14 protein-coding genes are annotated in these 15,925 nt (G+C 60.6%); 13 read left to right on the forward strand and 1 reads right to left on the reverse strand.

The genetic code is table 11. The features are described 5' to 3' along the window. Window positions 1-71: 71 nt before the first annotated feature. Complete coding sequence (locus tag M5G20_RS07115; RefSeq protein WP_056725770.1) at window positions 72-326, forward strand: hypothetical protein; 255 nt, start codon at window positions 72-74, stop codon at window positions 324-326. Window positions 327-357: 31 nt separating this feature from the next. Beyond that, window positions 358-927, forward strand: a complete 570-nt coding sequence (locus M5G20_RS07120) for a lipocalin family protein (RefSeq protein WP_075947191.1) — start codon at window positions 358-360, stop codon at window positions 925-927. Between the two features lie 100 nt (window positions 928-1,027). Here M5G20_RS07120 and M5G20_RS07125 read toward each other — a convergent pair whose 3' ends face one another. Next, on the reverse strand, window positions 1,028-2,392 hold the full coding sequence (locus tag M5G20_RS07125; protein ID WP_273918532.1) for a formimidoylglutamate deiminase: 1,365 nt from the start codon (window positions 2,390-2,392) through the stop codon (window positions 1,028-1,030). Between the two features lie 146 nt (window positions 2,393-2,538). On the opposite strand from M5G20_RS07125, the gene hutC reads away from it, so the two are divergent. From hutC to hutG, 11 genes are all read left to right on the forward strand, one after another. Continuing rightward, entirely contained in the window at window positions 2,539-3,249 is a 711-nt protein-coding gene (gene hutC / locus M5G20_RS07130) for a histidine utilization repressor (RefSeq protein ID WP_162135916.1), read from the forward strand. Next, window positions 3,246-3,815 carry a HutD/Ves family protein gene (locus tag M5G20_RS07135; protein ID WP_273918533.1) on the forward strand — a complete coding sequence of 190 codons (570 nt, stop codon included), beginning with the start codon at window positions 3,246-3,248 and terminating at the stop codon, window positions 3,813-3,815. Before hutC ends, M5G20_RS07135 begins: the two co-directional genes overlap by 4 nt. Window positions 3,816-4,238: 423 nt before the next feature. Next, window positions 4,239-5,906, forward strand: coding sequence for a urocanate hydratase (gene hutU, locus M5G20_RS07140; RefSeq protein ID WP_273918534.1), 1,668 nt, complete (start codon window positions 4,239-4,241; stop codon window positions 5,904-5,906). 135 nt (window positions 5,907-6,041) lie between these two features. Further along, window positions 6,042-7,514: a purine-cytosine permease family protein gene (locus tag M5G20_RS07145; protein ID WP_273918535.1), complete on the forward strand. Its 1,473-nt coding sequence runs from the start codon at window positions 6,042-6,044 to the stop codon at window positions 7,512-7,514. Between the two features lie 69 nt (window positions 7,515-7,583). Continuing rightward, a complete protein-coding gene (locus M5G20_RS07150; protein ID WP_150735518.1) occupies window positions 7,584-8,552 on the forward strand; it encodes an ABC transporter substrate-binding protein in 969 nt (322 codons plus the stop codon). A gap of 70 nt (window positions 8,553-8,622) precedes the next feature. Further along, window positions 8,623-9,474 carry an ABC transporter permease gene (locus M5G20_RS07155; protein ID WP_273918536.1) on the forward strand — a complete coding sequence of 284 codons (852 nt, stop codon included), beginning with the start codon at window positions 8,623-8,625 and terminating at the stop codon, window positions 9,472-9,474. Beyond that, a complete protein-coding gene (locus M5G20_RS07160; protein ID WP_273918537.1) occupies window positions 9,471-10,301 on the forward strand; it encodes a quaternary amine ABC transporter ATP-binding protein in 831 nt (276 codons plus the stop codon). Before M5G20_RS07155 ends, M5G20_RS07160 begins: the two co-directional genes overlap by 4 nt. A 169-nt stretch (window positions 10,302-10,470) precedes the next feature. Further along, window positions 10,471-11,994 (forward strand): histidine ammonia-lyase, encoded by a 1,524-nt coding sequence (gene hutH / locus M5G20_RS07165; RefSeq protein WP_273918538.1) that lies wholly within the window; start codon window positions 10,471-10,473, stop codon window positions 11,992-11,994. A 117-nt stretch (window positions 11,995-12,111) separates the two neighbouring features. Further along, entirely contained in the window at window positions 12,112-13,644 is a 1,533-nt protein-coding gene (hutH, locus tag M5G20_RS07170; protein WP_273918539.1) for a histidine ammonia-lyase, read from the forward strand. Window positions 13,645-13,741: 97 nt separating this feature from the next. After that, entirely contained in the window at window positions 13,742-14,947 is a 1,206-nt protein-coding gene (hutI, locus tag M5G20_RS07175) for an imidazolonepropionase (RefSeq protein ID WP_273918540.1), read from the forward strand. A gap of 10 nt (window positions 14,948-14,957) precedes the next feature. Then, entirely contained in the window at window positions 14,958-15,761 is an 804-nt protein-coding gene (gene hutG / locus M5G20_RS07180) for an N-formylglutamate deformylase (RefSeq protein WP_273918541.1), read from the forward strand. Window positions 15,762-15,925: the final 164 nt, after the last annotated feature.

The raw sequence follows: 15,925 nt of genomic DNA on the forward strand, positions 1-15,925 counted from the left end.
CCAGATTGGGGTTTTCTCTTCTAAGGTTCTGCTTGGCAGTCATGCCATTCCCCATCGCCCCTGGAGTTCACATGTCGCTGCGATCCATCGCCCTGCTTTCGTTCTGCGTGTTGTTGGCTGCGTGCAGCAAAGTCAATCAGGAAAACTACTCGAAGCTCTCGGCCGGCATGGCCAAGGCCGAAGTGGAAACCTTGTTGGGCAAACCCGCCGATTGCTCTGGCGCGCTCGGCATGTCCAGTTGCACATGGGGTGACAAGAACAGCTTTATCAGCGTGCAGTTCGCCGGTGACAAAGTGTTGATGTTTTCCGGCCAAGGCCTGAAGTAAACCGGGGCGACGTGCCCACGGGAGAAAAACAATGAAGCGGTTATTGATAATGCTTTTTGCCGGCCTGGTATTGGCCGGCTGTGCCAGTTCTGGCCAGGATCCGTTGGCGCCCAAGACTGCCAACAGCGTCAACCTCAAGCGTTACCAGGGCACCTGGTACGAGTTGGCCCGACTGCCGATGTACTTCCAGCGCGACTGCGCGCAATCCGAAGCCCACTACACTCTGTTGCCCGACGGTAACGTCGCGGTGTTGAACCGTTGCCTGACAGCGCAGTGGCAATGGGAAGAGGTCAAGGGCACGGCTTATCCACAGGTGCCGGGTAAAACGGACAAGTTGTGGGTCGAGTTCGATACCTGGTTTTCGAGGCTGATTCCGGGCGTGGCGAAGGGCGAATACTGGGTGCTGTATGTCAGCGATGACTACAAGACCGCCATTGTCGGCGACCCGAGCCGTCGCTACCTCTGGCTGCTGTCTCGTACCCCGACCGTCAACGGTGTGGTGCGTGAAGACTTGCTGAGCAAGGCGCGTCAGCAGGGTTACGACACCACGCGATTGATCTGGCGGGCGTCGGATACGCAGATGGCCAAGACCTCGAACTGATAGCGCATTCTTGTAGGAGCCGGCTTGCTGGCGATTCAGGCACCTCGGTGTGTCAGGCAATCGCAATCGCCAGCAAGCCGGCTCCTACAAAGCTAGGGCGTTAGCCCAAGAGATCGCGCAGAACTTGAGTGAAGGCGCGATTGCTTTCCTCTTCCCCGGCATGCCGCCCATCACGCACGACCCACTGCCCATTCACCAGCACATCCCGCACCTGACGATCACCACCGGCAAACAACCAGCGATTCAAAATCCCGTCACCACTGGCCGTCGCCAGATACGGATCATTACCGTCCAGCACCAGCCAATCCGCACGCTTGCCCACTTGCAGCGCTCCAATCGGCTGACCCAACGCCTGCGCGCCGCCCTCCAGGGCCGCATCAAACAGCGTGCGCCCGACCATCGGCTGATCCGCGCCATACAAGCGGTTGCGCCGCTGATCGCGCAGTCGCTGGCCGTATTCCAGCCAACGCAACTCTTCCACCACGCTCAACGAGACATGGCTGTCGGAGCCGATGCCCATGCGCCCGCCCTGGGCGAGGAAGTCCACCGCCGGGAAAATTCCGTCGCCGAGGTTGGCTTCGGTGGTCAGGCACAAGCCGGCGATAGCGCGGCTTTTGGCCATCGACGAGACTTCTTCCGGGTTGGCGTGGGTCGCGTGGACCAGGCACCAGCGCTGATCGACGTCGACATTCTCGTACAGCCATTGCAACGGACGTCGGCCGCTCCAGCTCAGGCAGTCGTCGACTTCTTTCTGTTGTTCAGCGATGTGGATGTGCATCGGGCACTGCTTGTCGCTGGCGGCCAGTACTTCGCTGATCTGTTGCGGCGTGACCGCGCGTAGCGAGTGGAAACACAAACCCAGCGACTGAGCCTTTTGTTGCGCCAGTACGGGTTGCAAGCGCGATTGCAGTTTGAGGTAGTTTTCGGTGCTGTTGATGAAGCGACGCTGACCTTCGTTCGGCGCCTGGCCGCCGAAACCGGAATGGCTATACAGCACCGGCAGCAGGGTCAGACCAATGCCGGCCGAGCTGGCGGCCTGGCTGATACGCAGGGCCAGCTCGGCCGGGTCGGCATAGGGCTGGCCATCGGTGTTGTGGTGTACGTAGTGAAATTCCGCGACCGATGTGTAACCGGCCTTGAGCATTTCGATGTACAGCTGACGGGCGATGACGCCGAGTTGCTCCGGGCTGATTTTTCCGACGAGGCGATACATCAAGTCGCGCCAGGTCCAGAAACTGTCATTCGGATTGCCCGCCACTTCCGCCAGCCCGGCCATGGCCCGCTGGAAGGCGTGGGAGTGCAGATTCGGCATGCCCGGCAGCAACGGACCGCTTAACCGTTCAGCGCCATCTGCGGTGGAATCGGCCTGGATATGGGTCAATACGCCGTCGGCGCTGACCTCAAGACGTACATTATTGGCCCATCCACTAGGCAGCAGCGCGCGTTCGGCAAAGAAGGCGGACATGGTTCAGCACCCCATTGTGTGTTATTTGTATATACATATACAGACGTTTGCCTGCCCGGTAAACTCCGGCAAGCTAGCGACATCAATCAAATGACCAAGGATTAACCGTGCCGACTCCGCCTCCAGTCTCTCCGTTGGCCGCGAACATGGGCGACAGTCCGGCGCCCTTGTACGCCCGCGTCAAACAAATGATTACCCAGCAAATTGACAGTGGAAACTGGCCGCCGCACTACCGCGTGCCGTCGGAAAGCGAACTGGTCAGCCAGCTCGGCTTCAGCCGCATGACGATCAACCGCGCCTTGCGCGAGATGACCGCCGACGGTCTGTTGGTGCGCATGCAGGGGGTTGGTACGTTCGTCGCCGAGCCGAAAAGCCAGTCCGCCCTGTTCGAAGTGCACAACATCGCCGACGAAATCGCCTCCCGCGGCCATCGCCACACCTGCAAAGTGATCACCCTGGAAGAAGAGGCCGCCGGTTCCGAGCGCGCCCTGGCCCTGGACATGCGCGAAGGGCAGAAAGTCTTCCACTCGCTGATCGTGCATTTCGAAAACGATATTCCGGTGCAAATCGAAGACCGTTTCGTCAACGCGCTGGTGGCGCCGGACTACCTCAAACAGGACTTCACCCTGCAGACGCCTTACGCCTACCTCAACCAGGTCGCGCCGCTGACCGAAGGCGAACACGTGGTCGAGGCGATCCTGGCCGAGCCGTCCGAATGCAAATTGCTGCAGATTGAGAAAGGCGAGCCGTGCCTGCTGATTCGACGCCGCACCTGGTCTGGCCGCCAGCCCGTGACCGCCGCTCGATTGATTCACCCCGGTTCCCGTCATCGTCTGGAAGGACGCTTTCATAAATGAGCAGTTTGAAAGTTCTACGCGCCAAAGATTACCCGCGCATGCCGTGGAAAAACGGTGGTGGCAGCACCGAAGAAATCACCCGCGATGCCGGCACCGGCCTGGACGGATTTGGCTGGCGCTTGTCGATTGCCGATATCGGCGAGTCCGGTGGGTTTTCCACATTCGCCGGTTACGAGCGGATCATCACGGTGTTGCAGGGCGATGGCATGACCTTGTCGGTTGACGGCCACAACACGCGGCCGTTGTTACCGCTGGACCCGTTTGCGTTCAGCGGCGAGAGCAAGGTTTCCTGCACGTTGCTCGGCGGGCCGATCCGCGATTTCAACCTGATCTATGCACCACAACGCTACGGCGCGCGGTTGCAATGGTTGAGTGGTGAGCAGCGTTTTTTCAGTGAGGCCGGTACTGTGCTGGTTTTCAGTGTCAGTGAGGCGCTTGAGGTGAGGATCGGTAACAGTGCCCAGCAACTGGGTCGCCATGATTGCCTTCAGCTTGTTGGTAACATAGGTCTTCTCGAGGTTTCCACTCGCGGCGCCTGCTGCGTGATCGAATTGACAGAGCGCTGAATCACACCCTGTAGGAGCCGGCTTGCTGGCGATAGCGATCGTAAGGACGCTATCGCCAGCAAGCCGGCTCCTACGAAGCTGTTGCCCAAAGCGCACCACTTTGTTACCGAACGCCCCAGCGTGGCGCAAAACCCCGCTCAAGTAACAGCCTGCATCCCCTCCAAAAAATCTCCGCGAAAAATTTCATCTTCATCAGAACCCTTGTTTCATGGGCTCTCCAGCCGTTTCCGGATTTTTCTTGAATGCCCATCCAACAAGTTGGCCGCTTGATTGCATATGCTTGTATGTACAAGTAAAGACGTATGCGTATGAGTCACGAAGACTCAACCGTCGTCCACTGATTCGCCGGTGTGCACTGATGCCCATCGGCTTGCTCGCCCACTGCCTGGGTTGGTTTTGGATTGATTGCTGAGGAGTTTTTTCGTGACTAAATTTCGTGACGTTGAAATCCGCGCTGCTCGCGGTAACAAGCTGACCGCCAAGAGCTGGCTGACTGAAGCGCCGCTGCGCATGCTGATGAACAACCTCGACCCGGAAGTCGCCGAGAACCCGAAAGAACTGGTGGTTTACGGTGGTATCGGTCGTGCGGCACGTAACTGGGAATGCTACGACAAGATCGTTGAAAGCCTGACCAACCTGAACGACGACGAGACCCTGCTGGTGCAATCCGGCAAGCCGGTCGGCGTGTTCAAGACCCACAGCAACGCTCCACGCGTGCTGATCGCCAACTCCAACCTGGTACCGCACTGGGCGAGCTGGGAGCATTTCAACGAACTCGACGCCAAAGGCCTGGCCATGTATGGCCAGATGACCGCCGGCAGCTGGATCTACATCGGCAGCCAGGGCATCGTCCAGGGCACCTACGAAACCTTCGTCGAAGCCGGTCGCCAACACTACAACGATGACCTCAAAGGCCGCTGGGTACTGACCGCTGGCCTGGGCGGCATGGGTGGCGCTCAACCGCTGGCCGCCACCCTGGCCGGGGCCTGCTCGCTGAACATCGAATGCCAGCAGGTGAGCATCGATTTCCGCCTGAAAAGCCGCTACGTCGACGAACAAGCCAAAGACCTCGACGACGCACTGGCACGCATCGAAAAATACACCAGGGAAGGCAAGGCGATCTCCATCGCCCTGCTGGGTAACGCGGCAGAAATCCTGCCGGAACTGGTCAAGCGTGGCGTACGCCCGGACATGGTCACCGACCAGACCAGCGCCCACGACCCGCTCAACGGTTACCTGCCGGCCGGCTGGACCTGGGACGAATACCGCGCCCGCGCCAAGACCGAACCTGCCGCTGTGATCAAAGCCGCCAAGCAATCGATGGCCGTGCACGTTAAAGCGATGCTGGACTTCCAGAAAATGGGCGTGCCGACTTTCGACTACGGCAACAACATCCGTCAGATGGCCCAGGAAGAAGGCGTGGAAAACGCATTCGACTTCCCAGGCTTCGTTCCGGCTTACATCCGTCCGCTGTTCTGCCGCGGCATCGGCCCGTTCCGCTGGGCTGCACTGTCGGGGAACGCTGAAGACATCTACAAGACCGACGCCAAGGTCAAAGAGCTGATCCCGGACGACGCCCACCTGCACAACTGGCTGGACATGGCCCGTGAGCGCATCAGCTTCCAGGGCCTGCCGGCACGTATCTGCTGGGTTGGCCTGGGCCTGCGCGCAAAACTGGGCCTGGCGTTCAACGAAATGGTTCGCAGCGGTGAGCTGTCTGCGCCAATCGTGATCGGCCGCGACCACCTGGACTCCGGTTCGGTATCGAGCCCGAACCGCGAAACCGAATCGATGCAGGACGGTTCCGACGCGGTCTCCGACTGGCCACTGCTCAACGCTTTGCTGAACACCGCGAGCGGCGCGACCTGGGTTTCCCTGCACCACGGCGGCGGCGTCGGCATGGGCTTTTCCCAGCACTCGGGCATGGTGATCGTCTGCGACGGTACTGACGAAGCGGCCGAGCGTATCGCTCGCGTTCTGCACAACGACCCGGCCACCGGCGTTATGCGTCACGCTGACGCGGGTTACCAGATCGCCATCGACTGCGCCAAGGAACAAGGCCTGAACCTGCCGATGATTACCGGTAAATAAAGCAATAACCCAACCTGTAGGAGCCGGCTTGCTGGCGATTCAGACACCACGGTGTGTCAGGCAAGACGCCATCGCCAGCAAGCCGGCTCCTACAGGGATTGCCAACCCAGAATAACAATCCACAGAGGTTGAATCATGGCTGTTAACAGCGGGCGTGCAGGCAGCAAACCGTTGATCGAGAAACGTTCGATCGACTACATCCCGGAAGCGGAGAGACACGGTCGTCTGTTCAGCCAGTTCACCTTGTGGATGGGTGCCAACCTGCAAATCACCGCGATTGTCACCGGGGCGTTGGCCGTGGTGCTGGGCGGTGATGTGTTCTGGTCGCTGATCGGTCTGCTGATCGGCCAACTGCTCGGCGGTGGCGTGATGGCGCTGCATGCCGCGCAAGGGCCGAAGCTTGGCCTGCCGCAGATGATCTCCAGTCGCGTGCAGTTCGGCGTCTATGGGGCGGCCATCCCGATCGTGCTGGTGTGCCTGATGTACCTGGGCTTTACCGCAACGGGCACGGTACTTTCCGGCCAGGCGCTGGGCCAGTTGTTTGGCGTCAGCGACAGCGTCGGTATCCTCATTTTCGCCAGTGTCATCGTGCTGGTCACGGTGCTCGGCTATCGGGTGATCCATTGGATCGGCCGTGTCGCCAGCGTCATTGGAGTGATTGCCTTTGTTTACCTGTTCGCTCGCCTGATGAGTCAGACAGACGTAGGCGCACTCCTGCAAATTCGTCACTTCAGCTGGAGCAGCTTCCTGTTGGCGGTGTCGCTCGCGGCGTCCTGGCAGATCGCGTTCGGCCCTTATGTGGCTGACTACTCACGCTACCTGCCGAGCAACGTTTCTTCGGTGAAAACCTTTTTCGCCGCGGGTGCGGGTTCGGTCATAGGTGCACAGGTGGCGATGATCCTCGGCGTGTTTGCCGCCGCTTCGGCCAACGGGCAATTCGCTGGCCACGAAGTGGCGTACATCGTGGGTCTGGGTGGTACCGGTGCCACTGCTGCGCTGCTGTATTTCAGCATCGCGTTCGGCAAGGTCACCATCTCCACGTTGAACTCGTACGGCAGCTTCATGTGCATCGCGACCATCATCAGCGGCTTCCGTGGTGACCTGAAGGTAACGCGCTTTCAGCGTTTGCTCTTCGTGCTGGTCATCGTCGGTGCCGCGACCCTGATGGCGTTGCTCGGACAGCACTCGTTCCTCGGTGCGTTCAAGTCTTTCATCCTGTTCCTGCTGGCGTTCTTCACGCCATGGAGCGCAATCAACCTGGTGGACTACTACTGCATCACCCGCGAGCGTTATGACGTCCCGGCACTGGCCGATCCGAATGGTCGCTACGGTCGTTGGAACGCTCTGGGTATCAGCGTCTATGTTTTCGGTGTGCTGGTGCAGTTGCCGTTCATTTCCACCAAGTTCTATACCGGTTCAATGGTGGCGGCCCTGGGTGATGTGGATATTTCCTGGATCATCGGCCTGGTGCTGCCCGCTGCCGTGTATTACGTGTGCGCAAAAAAATGGCATGGCTCAGTACCCGATCACCTGATTCTGCCGGTCGAGCAGGACAGCATTGTACAAACTAAAACAAGCGGGGCCGGACGCGCTGCGGCGCAGGCCTGACTGGACGTGGACAGGGCTGGATGCCTCTTGACTGCCGTAAGCCCATTCATGATTAGGAGCGTCACTACAATGAAATCGAACAAGACCCTGCTGACCACTTTGCTTTCCATGGGCCTGTTGGCCAGCGCTGGTGCCACCCAGGCGGCGGGCTGGTGCGAGTCGGGTAAACCGGTGAAATTCGCCGGCCTGAACTGGGAAAGCGCCATGCTCTTGACCGACGTGATGCAAGTCGTTCTGGAGAAAGGTTACGACTGCAAGACCGACAGCCTGCCGGGCAACTCCATCACCATGGAAAACGCCCTGAGTAGCAACGACATCCAGGTGTTCGCCGAAGAGTGGGTTGGCCGCAGCGAGGTCTGGAACAAAGCCGAGAAGGCCGGCAAAGTCGTTGGTGTCGGTGCTCCAGTGGTCGGTGCTGTCGAAGGCTGGTACGTGCCGCGCTATGTGATCGAAGGCGACGCCAAGCGCAAGCTGGAAGCCAAGGCCCCGGACCTGAAAAACATTGCCGACCTGGCCAAGTACTCTGCGGTGTTCAAGGACGCCGAAGAGCCATCCAAGGGCCGTTTCTACAACTGCCCGGCCGGCTGGACCTGTGAGCTGGACAACAGCGAAATGCTGAAAAGCTACGGCCTGGAAAGCAGCTACACCAACTTCCGCCCTGGCACCGGCCCTGCGCTGGATGCCGCGGTGCTGTCGAGCTACAAGCGTGGCGAGCCGATCCTGTTCTACTACTGGTCGCCAACCCCGCTGATGGGCCAGATCGACGTGGTAAAACTCGAAGAGAAGCCAGGCGTGAACAAGACCGTGACCATCAAGGTCGGCCTGTCCAAGACTTTCCACGAAGAAGCGCCGGAACTGGTGGCTGTGCTGGAAAAGGTCAACGTGCCAATCGACCTGTTGAACCAGAACCTGGGTCGCATGAGCAAGGAACGCATCGAGTCGCCAAAACTGGCCAAGATCTTCCTGAAGGAACATCCTGAAGTCTGGCACGCATGGGTGAGCGAAGACGCAGCCAAGAAAATCGACGCGGCCTTGTAGGTTGGGCTTCTCCGGCTGTCGACAGCGGCAGTCGGATGCTTGATCGCAACCCCTTGATTGAGAGTCTCTTATGTTTCCCGAAAGCTTTACCTTTTCCATCGCCGACTGGGTCAACGGTTGGGTCGATTCGCTGGTCACCAACTACGGCGACGTGTTCCGCAGCATCTCCGATACGCTGCTGTGGGCCATCGTCAATCTCGAAAGCGTGCTGCGTGCCGCGCCCTGGTGGCTGATGCTGGCGATCGTGGGGGGCGTTGCCTGGCACGCAACCCGTAAAGTCGTGACCACCGCCGTCATTGTCGGCTTGCTGTTCCTGGTGGGTGCGGTCGGCCTCTGGGACAAGCTGATGCAGACCCTGGCGCTGATGATGGTGGCGACGGTCATTTCGGTACTCATCGGCATCCCGCTGGGCATTCTTTCGGCACGCAGCAATCGCCTGCGTTCGGTGCTGATGCCGCTGCTGGACATCATGCAGACCATGCCGAGCTTCGTGTACCTGATCCCGGTATTGATGCTGTTCGGTCTGGGCAAGGTCCCGGCGATTTTCGCCACGGTGATCTACGCCGCGCCGCCGCTGATCCGCCTGACCGATCTGGGCATTCGCCAGGTTGACGGCGAGGTGATGGAAGCGATCAACGCCTTCGGTGCCAACCGTTGGCAGCAACTGTTCGGCGTGCAACTGCCGCTGGCCCTGCCGAGCATCATGGCGGGTATCAACCAGACGACCATGATGGCCCTGTCGATGGTGGTGATTGCGTCGATGATCGGTGCCCGTGGTTTGGGTGAAGACGTGCTGGTGGGGATTCAGACCCTCAACGTCGGACGCGGCCTCGAAGCCGGTCTGGCGATTGTGATTCTGGCTGTAGTGATCGACCGCATTACACAGGCGTACGGTCGTGCACGGCATGAGGTGAGCAAATGAACAACGCAACCGTGAGCAAGATCGAAGTCAAAAACGTCTTCAAGATTTTCGGCAACCGTTCCAAGGATGCGCTGGCGATGGTTGGCCAGGGCAAGACCAAGGAGCAGGTGCTGTCCGAAACCGGCTGCGTGGTCGGCGTCAACGACCTGTCGTTGAGCATCGGCAGCGGCGAGATCTTCGTGATCATGGGCCTGTCGGGCTCCGGCAAGTCGACGCTGGTTCGCCACTTCAACCGCCTGATCGACCCGACCAGCGGCGCGATCCTGGTGGACGGCGTGGACATCCTGCAATACGACATGGAAGCCCTGCGCGAATTTCGTCGGCGCAAGATCAGCATGGTGTTCCAGAGCTTCGGCCTGTTGCCGCACAAGAGCGTACTGGACAACGTTGCCTACGGCCTGAAAGTCCGTGGCGAAAGCAAAGCCCTGTGCAATGAACGTGCGCTGCACTGGATCAATACCGTGGGCCTCAAGGGCTACGAAAACAAATACCCGCACCAGCTTTCCGGTGGCATGCGTCAACGTGTGGGCCTGGCCCGTGCCCTGGCGGCGGACACCGACATCATCCTGATGGACGAAGCCTTCAGCGCCCTCGACCCGCTGATCCGCGCGGAGATGCAGGATCAGTTGCTGGAGCTGCAAAAGACCCTGCACAAGACCATCGTCTTCATCACCCACGACCTCGACGAGGCCGTGCGCATCGGCAACCGCATCGCGATCCTCAAGGACGGCCGCCTGATCCAGGTCGGCACGCCGCGCGAGATCCTGCATTCGCCAGCGGATGAGTATGTTGACCGGTTCGTACAGCGTCGGGCGGCGGTGGTTTAAAGACTGGCAGTGTCTGTGCCGGCCCCATCGCTGGCAAGCCAGCTCCCACAGTGTTCTGTTGTGTGAACGAAATATGCGCAATACGACCACGTCCCTGTGGGAGCTGGCTTGCCAGCGATGAGGTCGGTGAAGCTGCATCAATATTCAGGTTGTAAGCACGAGGTCAAAGATGTCCCAGGCTGAAAAAATCGTTATCACCGAAGTGCCGGTCACCTGGCAGGACGTGGTCGCCGTCGCCCGTCATGGCGCACAGCTTGAACTGTCGGCGCCGATCTGGGCGCGGATCGAAAACGCGCAGGCCATCGTCCAGCGCATCGTCACCAGTGGCGAACGTGCCTATGGCATCAACACCGGCCTGGGTGCGCTGTGCAACGTTTCGCTGCAGGACGAGCAACTCAGCCAGTTGTCGCGCAACACTTTGCTCAGCCACGCTTGCGGCGTTGGCGCGCCGCTCAGCAATGAGCAGACCCGCGCGATCATGTGCGCCGCCGTCGTCAACTACAGCCACGGCAAATCCGGCCTGCATCGCCAAGTGGTTGAAGCACTGCTTGCGCTGCTCAATCGCGGCATCACCCCGCAAGTGCCGTCCCAGGGCTCCGTGGGCTACCTGACCCACATGGCGCACATCGGCATCGCGCTGCTGGGCGTCGGCAATGTCAGCTATCGCGGGCAGGTCGTTTCCGCGCAGCAGGCGTTGGCCGCAGAAGGGCTGCAGCCAGTCAAGCTGGGCGCGAAGGATGGCTTGTGCCTGGTCAACGGCACCCCGTGCATGAGCGGTCTGAGCTGCCTGGCCATTGCTGACACCGCGCATCTGCTGGAATGGGCCGACGTCATCGGTGCCATGAGCTTCGAAGCGCAGCGCGGACAGATCGACGCGTTCGATGCCGAAATCATCGCGCTCAAGCCGCACCCGGGCATGCAGCAAGTCGGTATCAACCTGCGTGCGTTGCTCGACGGCAGCGAAGTGATCGCTCAAAGCAAAGGCATTCGCACCCAGGATGCATTGAGCATTCGCTCGATTCCTCAAGTGCACGGCGCCGCTCGCGACCAATTGCTGCATGCGACCCGGCAAATTGAAACCGAACTCAACAGCGCCACCGACAACCCGCTGGTGTTGGGTACCGCGCAGAACTACCGCGTGGTTTCCCAGGCCAACCCGCACGGTCAGTCCGTGGCGTTGGCGGCGGACCTGCTGGCCATCGCCATGGCGGAAATCGGCTCCATCGCCGAGCGTCGCCTGGACCGCTTGATCAACCCGCACGTCAGCGGCCTGCCAGCGTTCCTGGTGGCCAATCCGGGGGTGAATTCCGGAATGATGATCGTGCAATACGTCGCCGCGTCGCTGTGCGCGGAAAACCGCCAGTTGGCGCAACCGGCAGTGCTCGACAACTACGTCACTTCGGGCCTGCAGGAAGATCACTTGAGCCTGGGCACCAACGCCGCGCTGAAGCTGCATCGCGCACTGGAAAACTGCACGCAGATCCTCGCCATCGAGTACTTGCTGGCGGCCCAGGCGTTTGAATTTTTGAAAGAGCAGCGTTTCGGCGCCGGCACCGATGCCGCGTGGCGTCTGCTGCGTGAACGCGTCCCGGCCTACGATCAGGACCGCTGGTTGGCGCCGGACATCGCCGCCGCTGCTGGCGTGTTGAAAGAAGCGAATTTGCTGCACAAGACGTTGCCGAACCTGAACTGATTTCTACATAAGCCAGCGTGCCAAGGCGCCAGCCCCCTCAAAAAGGGGGAAGCGACGGACAACGGAATTATCCGGAGCGTCTGGTAGTTAATAAAAAACTCTCAAAAGGAGAACAAAATGACTGCGCTAAACCTGATTCCCGGCCAACTGACCCTCGCTCAACTGCGTGACGTGTATCAGCAACCGGTGAAGCTGACCCTCGACAACAGAGCCTCCGCCCAGATCGAAGCCAGCGTTGCCTGCGTGGAACAGATCCTCGCCGAGAATCGCACCGCCTACGGCATCAACACCGGTTTCGGCCTGCTGGCCTCGACCCGCATCGCCAGCGAAGACCTGGAAAACCTGCAGCGCTCGCTGGTGCTGTCCCACGCCGCCGGTGTTGGCCAGCCGATCAGCGACGACCTGGTGCGCTTGATCATGGTGCTCAAGGTCAACAGCCTGAGCCGTGGTTTCTCCGGCATCCGTCGCGTGGTCATTGACGCGCTGATCGCCCTGATCAACGCCGAGGTTTACCCGCACATTCCGCTGAAAGGTTCGGTCGGCGCTTCCGGTGACCTGGCGCCTCTGGCCCACATGTCGCTGGTGCTGCTGGGTGAAGGCAAGGCGCGCTACAAGGGTGAGTGGATGGAAGCGACTGAAGCGCTGAAAGTCGCCGGTCTGACCCCGCTGACCCTGGCCGCGAAAGAAGGTTTGGCGCTGCTTAACGGCACGCAAGTATCCACGGCATTTGCCCTGCGTGGCCTGTTCGAAGGCGAAGACTTGTTCGCCGGTGCCCTGGCGCTTGGCGGCCTGACCGTTGAAGCGGTGCTGGGCTCGCGTTCGCCGTTCGACGCGCGCATCCACGCTGCACGTGGCCAGAAAGGCCAGATCGACGCCGCTGCCGCTTATCGCGACCTGTTGGGTGAGCGCAGCGAAGTCTCCGACTCCCACGAAAACTGCGAGAAGGTCCAGGATCCGTACTCCCTGCGTTGCCAGCCACAAGTCATGGGCGCGTGCCTGACCCAGTTCCGTCAGGCCGCTGAGGTGCTGGCCATCGAAGCCAACGCCGTGTCGGATAACCCGCTGGTTTTCGCTGCTGAAGGCGATGTGATTTCCGGTGGCAACTTCCACGCGGAACCTGTGGCCATGGCCGCTGACAACATGGCGCTGGCCATTGCCGAAATCGGCTCCCTGAGCGAGCGCCGCATCTCGTTGATGATGGACAAGCACATGTCGCAACTGCCGCCATTCCTGGTGGCCAATGGCGGCGTGAACTCTGGCTTCATGATCGCCCAGGTGACCGCCGCGGCGCTGGCCAGCGAGAACAAGGCGTTGTCCCATCCGCATTCGGTAGACAGCCTGCCGACCTCCGCCAACCAGGAAGACCATGTGTCCATGGCCCCGGCGGCGGGCAAGCGTCTGTGGGAAATGGCCGAGAACACTCGCGGGATTCTCGCGGTGGAATGGCTGGCGGCGGTGCAGGGCCTGGACCTGCGTAATGGTCTGAAGACCTCGCCGAAGCTGGAAAAGGCGCGGGCAATTCTGCGTAACGAAGTGCCGTTCTATGAGAAGGACCGGTTCTTTGCGCCGGACATCAATGCGGCGACTGAGCTGCTGGCTTCGCGTTGCTTGAACGAGCTGGTGTCGACGAAGTTGCTGCCTAGCCTGTAAGGGCGCCATCGCCGGCAAGCCGGCTCCTACTGGTTTACGCGATCTGTAGGAGCTGGCTTGCCAGCGATTCGATTTTGAATTTTGTGGAGACTAAGGGATGAAAACCCTCTGGCAACACTGCCACGTCGCAACCATGGCGCAAGGCGTCTACTCGGTCATCGAGGACGCGGCCATCGTGACGTCCGGTGCGCTCATTGAATGGGTTGGCCCGCGCGCCGAACTGCCGGCGGGCGAGTATCCGGCGGTCAATGATTTGAACGGGGCCTGGGTCACGCCGGGCCTGATCGACTGCCACACCCATACGGTGTTCGGCGGCAACCGCAGCGGTGAGTTCGAGCAGCGCCTGCAAGGCGTCAGCTACGCGGAAATTGCCGCTGCCGGCGGTGGTATCGCCAGCACCGTGCGCGCCACCCGTGCCGCCAGTGAAGACGAGCTGTTCGCCAGCGCCGCCAAGCGTCTGAAAAGCCTGATGCGCGATGGCGTCACCAGCATCGAGATCAAATCCGGCTACGGCCTCGACCTGACCAACGAGCGCAAGATGCTGCGGGTAGCCCGTCGCCTCGGTACCGAACTGCCGGTCAGCGTGCGCGCCACTTGCCTGGCCGCTCACGCCTTGCCGCCGGAATACAAGGATCGCGCTGACGATTACATCGATCACATTTGCGCTGAAATGCTCCCGGCCCTGGCCGCCGAAGGGCTCGTGGATGCGGTGGATGCTTTCTGCGAATACCTGGCGTTTTCGCCCGCGCAGGTCGAGCGTGTTTTCATCACCGCCCAGCAGCTGGGGTTGCCGGTGAAGCTGCACGCCGAGCAACTGTCGTCACTGCACGGTTCGAGTCTGGCGGCGCGGTACCACGCGCTGTCCGCCGATCACCTGGAATTCATGACCGAAGACGACGCCATCGCAATGGCCGAGTCCGGCACCGTCGCGGTGTTGCTGCCCGGCGCGTTCTACTTCCTGCGCGAAACCCAATTGCCGCCGATGGATGCCCTGCGCAAACACGGTGTGAAGATCGCCATCGCCAGCGACCTCAACCCGGGCACATCGCCGGCACTGTCGCTGCGCCTGATGCTGAACATGGCGTGCACCTGTTTCCGCATGACCCCGGAAGAAGCCCTGGCCGGCGCGACGATTCATGCCGCCACTGCCTTGGGCATGGCGCAAACCCACGGCTCGCTGGAAGCCGGCAAATTTGCGGATTTCGTCGCCTGGCAAATCGATCGTCCGGCCGACCTGTGCTACTGGCTGGGCGGCGACCTGGAAAAACGCGTCGTGCGTCACGGCATCGAAACGAGTCTGTAGGAGAGCAATTGTGGATAAGGTTCTGAACTTCAAACAAGGTCGCGTGCCGCTGCTGATCAGCATGCCCCACGCCGGTGTGCGTCTGACGCCTGCGGTTGAAGCGGGGTTGATCCCCGATGCGAAAAGCCTGCCGGACACCGACTGGCACATCCCGCAGCTTTACGATTTCGCCGCTGAACTGGGCGCCAGCACCCTGGCCGCCGAATACTCGCGGTTCGTCATCGACCTGAACCGGCCGTCTGATGACAAACCTTTGTATGTGGGCGCCACCACTGGCCTGTACCCGGCCACGCTGTTCGACGGCATTCCGTTGTTCCGTGAGGGAATGGAACCTTCGAAGGAAGAACGCGCGATCTATCTGGAACAGATCTGGACGCCGTACCACAGCACCTTGCAGCAGGAACTGGCGCGCCTCAAAGCCGAATTCGGCTATGCGCTGCTGTTCGATGCGCACTCGATTCGCTCGATCATCCCGCACCTGTTTGACGGCAAGCTGCCAGACTTCAACCTCGGCACCTTCAATGGCGCCAGTTGCGATGCACAGCTGGCATCTCAGCTGGAAGCGATCTGCGCCGGGCACCCGGACTACAGCCACGTGCTGAACGGGCGCTTCAAGGGCGGCCACATCACTCGGCATTACGGTAACCCGGCAGAAAACATTCATGCGGTGCAGCTGGAGTTGGGCCAGTGCACGTACATGGAAGAGTTCGAGCCGTTCCGTTATCGGCCGGATCTGGCCGAGCCGACGCGAGTAGTGCTCAAAGCGTTGCTGCAAGGCTTGTTGGCCTGGGGCGAGAAGCACTACAAGCACTGAAACCCTACACAACCCTTGTGGGAGCAAGCCTGCTCCCACAGGTTTTTCAGATATCGCAACATCTGCACATGACAGTCGCCACTGTGCAAATCTCAGTCGCCACAGTTCGCTTTTACCGCTCGTCTGCTGCGTAATGTTCTGGCCACGGTGCACAAAGACACCGG

The sequence above is a fragment of the Pseudomonas sp. TNT2022 ID1044 genome (assembly GCF_028656895.1).
GTDB lineage: Bacteria > Pseudomonadota > Gammaproteobacteria > Pseudomonadales > Pseudomonadaceae > Aquipseudomonas > Aquipseudomonas reinekei.

What these genes read in the sequence shown, in the direction of transcription:
- M5G20_RS07145 (WP_273918535.1), top strand. Translation starts at nt 6,042, where the DNA reads ATGGCTGTTAACAGCGGGCGTGCAGGCAGCAAACCGTTGATCGAGAAA.
- M5G20_RS07135 (WP_273918533.1), top strand. Translation starts at nt 3,246, where the DNA reads ATGAGCAGTTTGAAAGTTCTACGCGCCAAAGATTACCCGCGCATGCCG.
- M5G20_RS07155 (WP_273918536.1), top strand. Translation starts at nt 8,623, where the DNA reads ATGTTTCCCGAAAGCTTTACCTTTTCCATCGCCGACTGGGTCAACGGT.
- M5G20_RS07160 (WP_273918537.1), top strand. Translation starts at nt 9,471, where the DNA reads ATGAACAACGCAACCGTGAGCAAGATCGAAGTCAAAAACGTCTTCAAG.
- M5G20_RS07150 (WP_150735518.1), top strand. Translation starts at nt 7,584, where the DNA reads ATGAAATCGAACAAGACCCTGCTGACCACTTTGCTTTCCATGGGCCTG.
- hutH (WP_273918539.1), top strand. Translation starts at nt 12,112, where the DNA reads ATGACTGCGCTAAACCTGATTCCCGGCCAACTGACCCTCGCTCAACTG.
- hutI (WP_273918540.1), top strand. Translation starts at nt 13,742, where the DNA reads ATGAAAACCCTCTGGCAACACTGCCACGTCGCAACCATGGCGCAAGGC.
- hutC (WP_162135916.1), top strand. Translation starts at nt 2,539, where the DNA reads ATGGGCGACAGTCCGGCGCCCTTGTACGCCCGCGTCAAACAAATGATT.
- hutH (WP_273918538.1), top strand. Translation starts at nt 10,471, where the DNA reads ATGTCCCAGGCTGAAAAAATCGTTATCACCGAAGTGCCGGTCACCTGG.
- M5G20_RS07115 (WP_056725770.1), top strand. Translation starts at nt 72, where the DNA reads ATGTCGCTGCGATCCATCGCCCTGCTTTCGTTCTGCGTGTTGTTGGCT.
- M5G20_RS07120 (WP_075947191.1), top strand. Translation starts at nt 358, where the DNA reads ATGAAGCGGTTATTGATAATGCTTTTTGCCGGCCTGGTATTGGCCGGC.
- M5G20_RS07125 (WP_273918532.1), bottom strand. Translation starts at nt 2,392, where the DNA reads ATGTCCGCCTTCTTTGCCGAACGCGCGCTGCTGCCTAGTGGATGGGCC.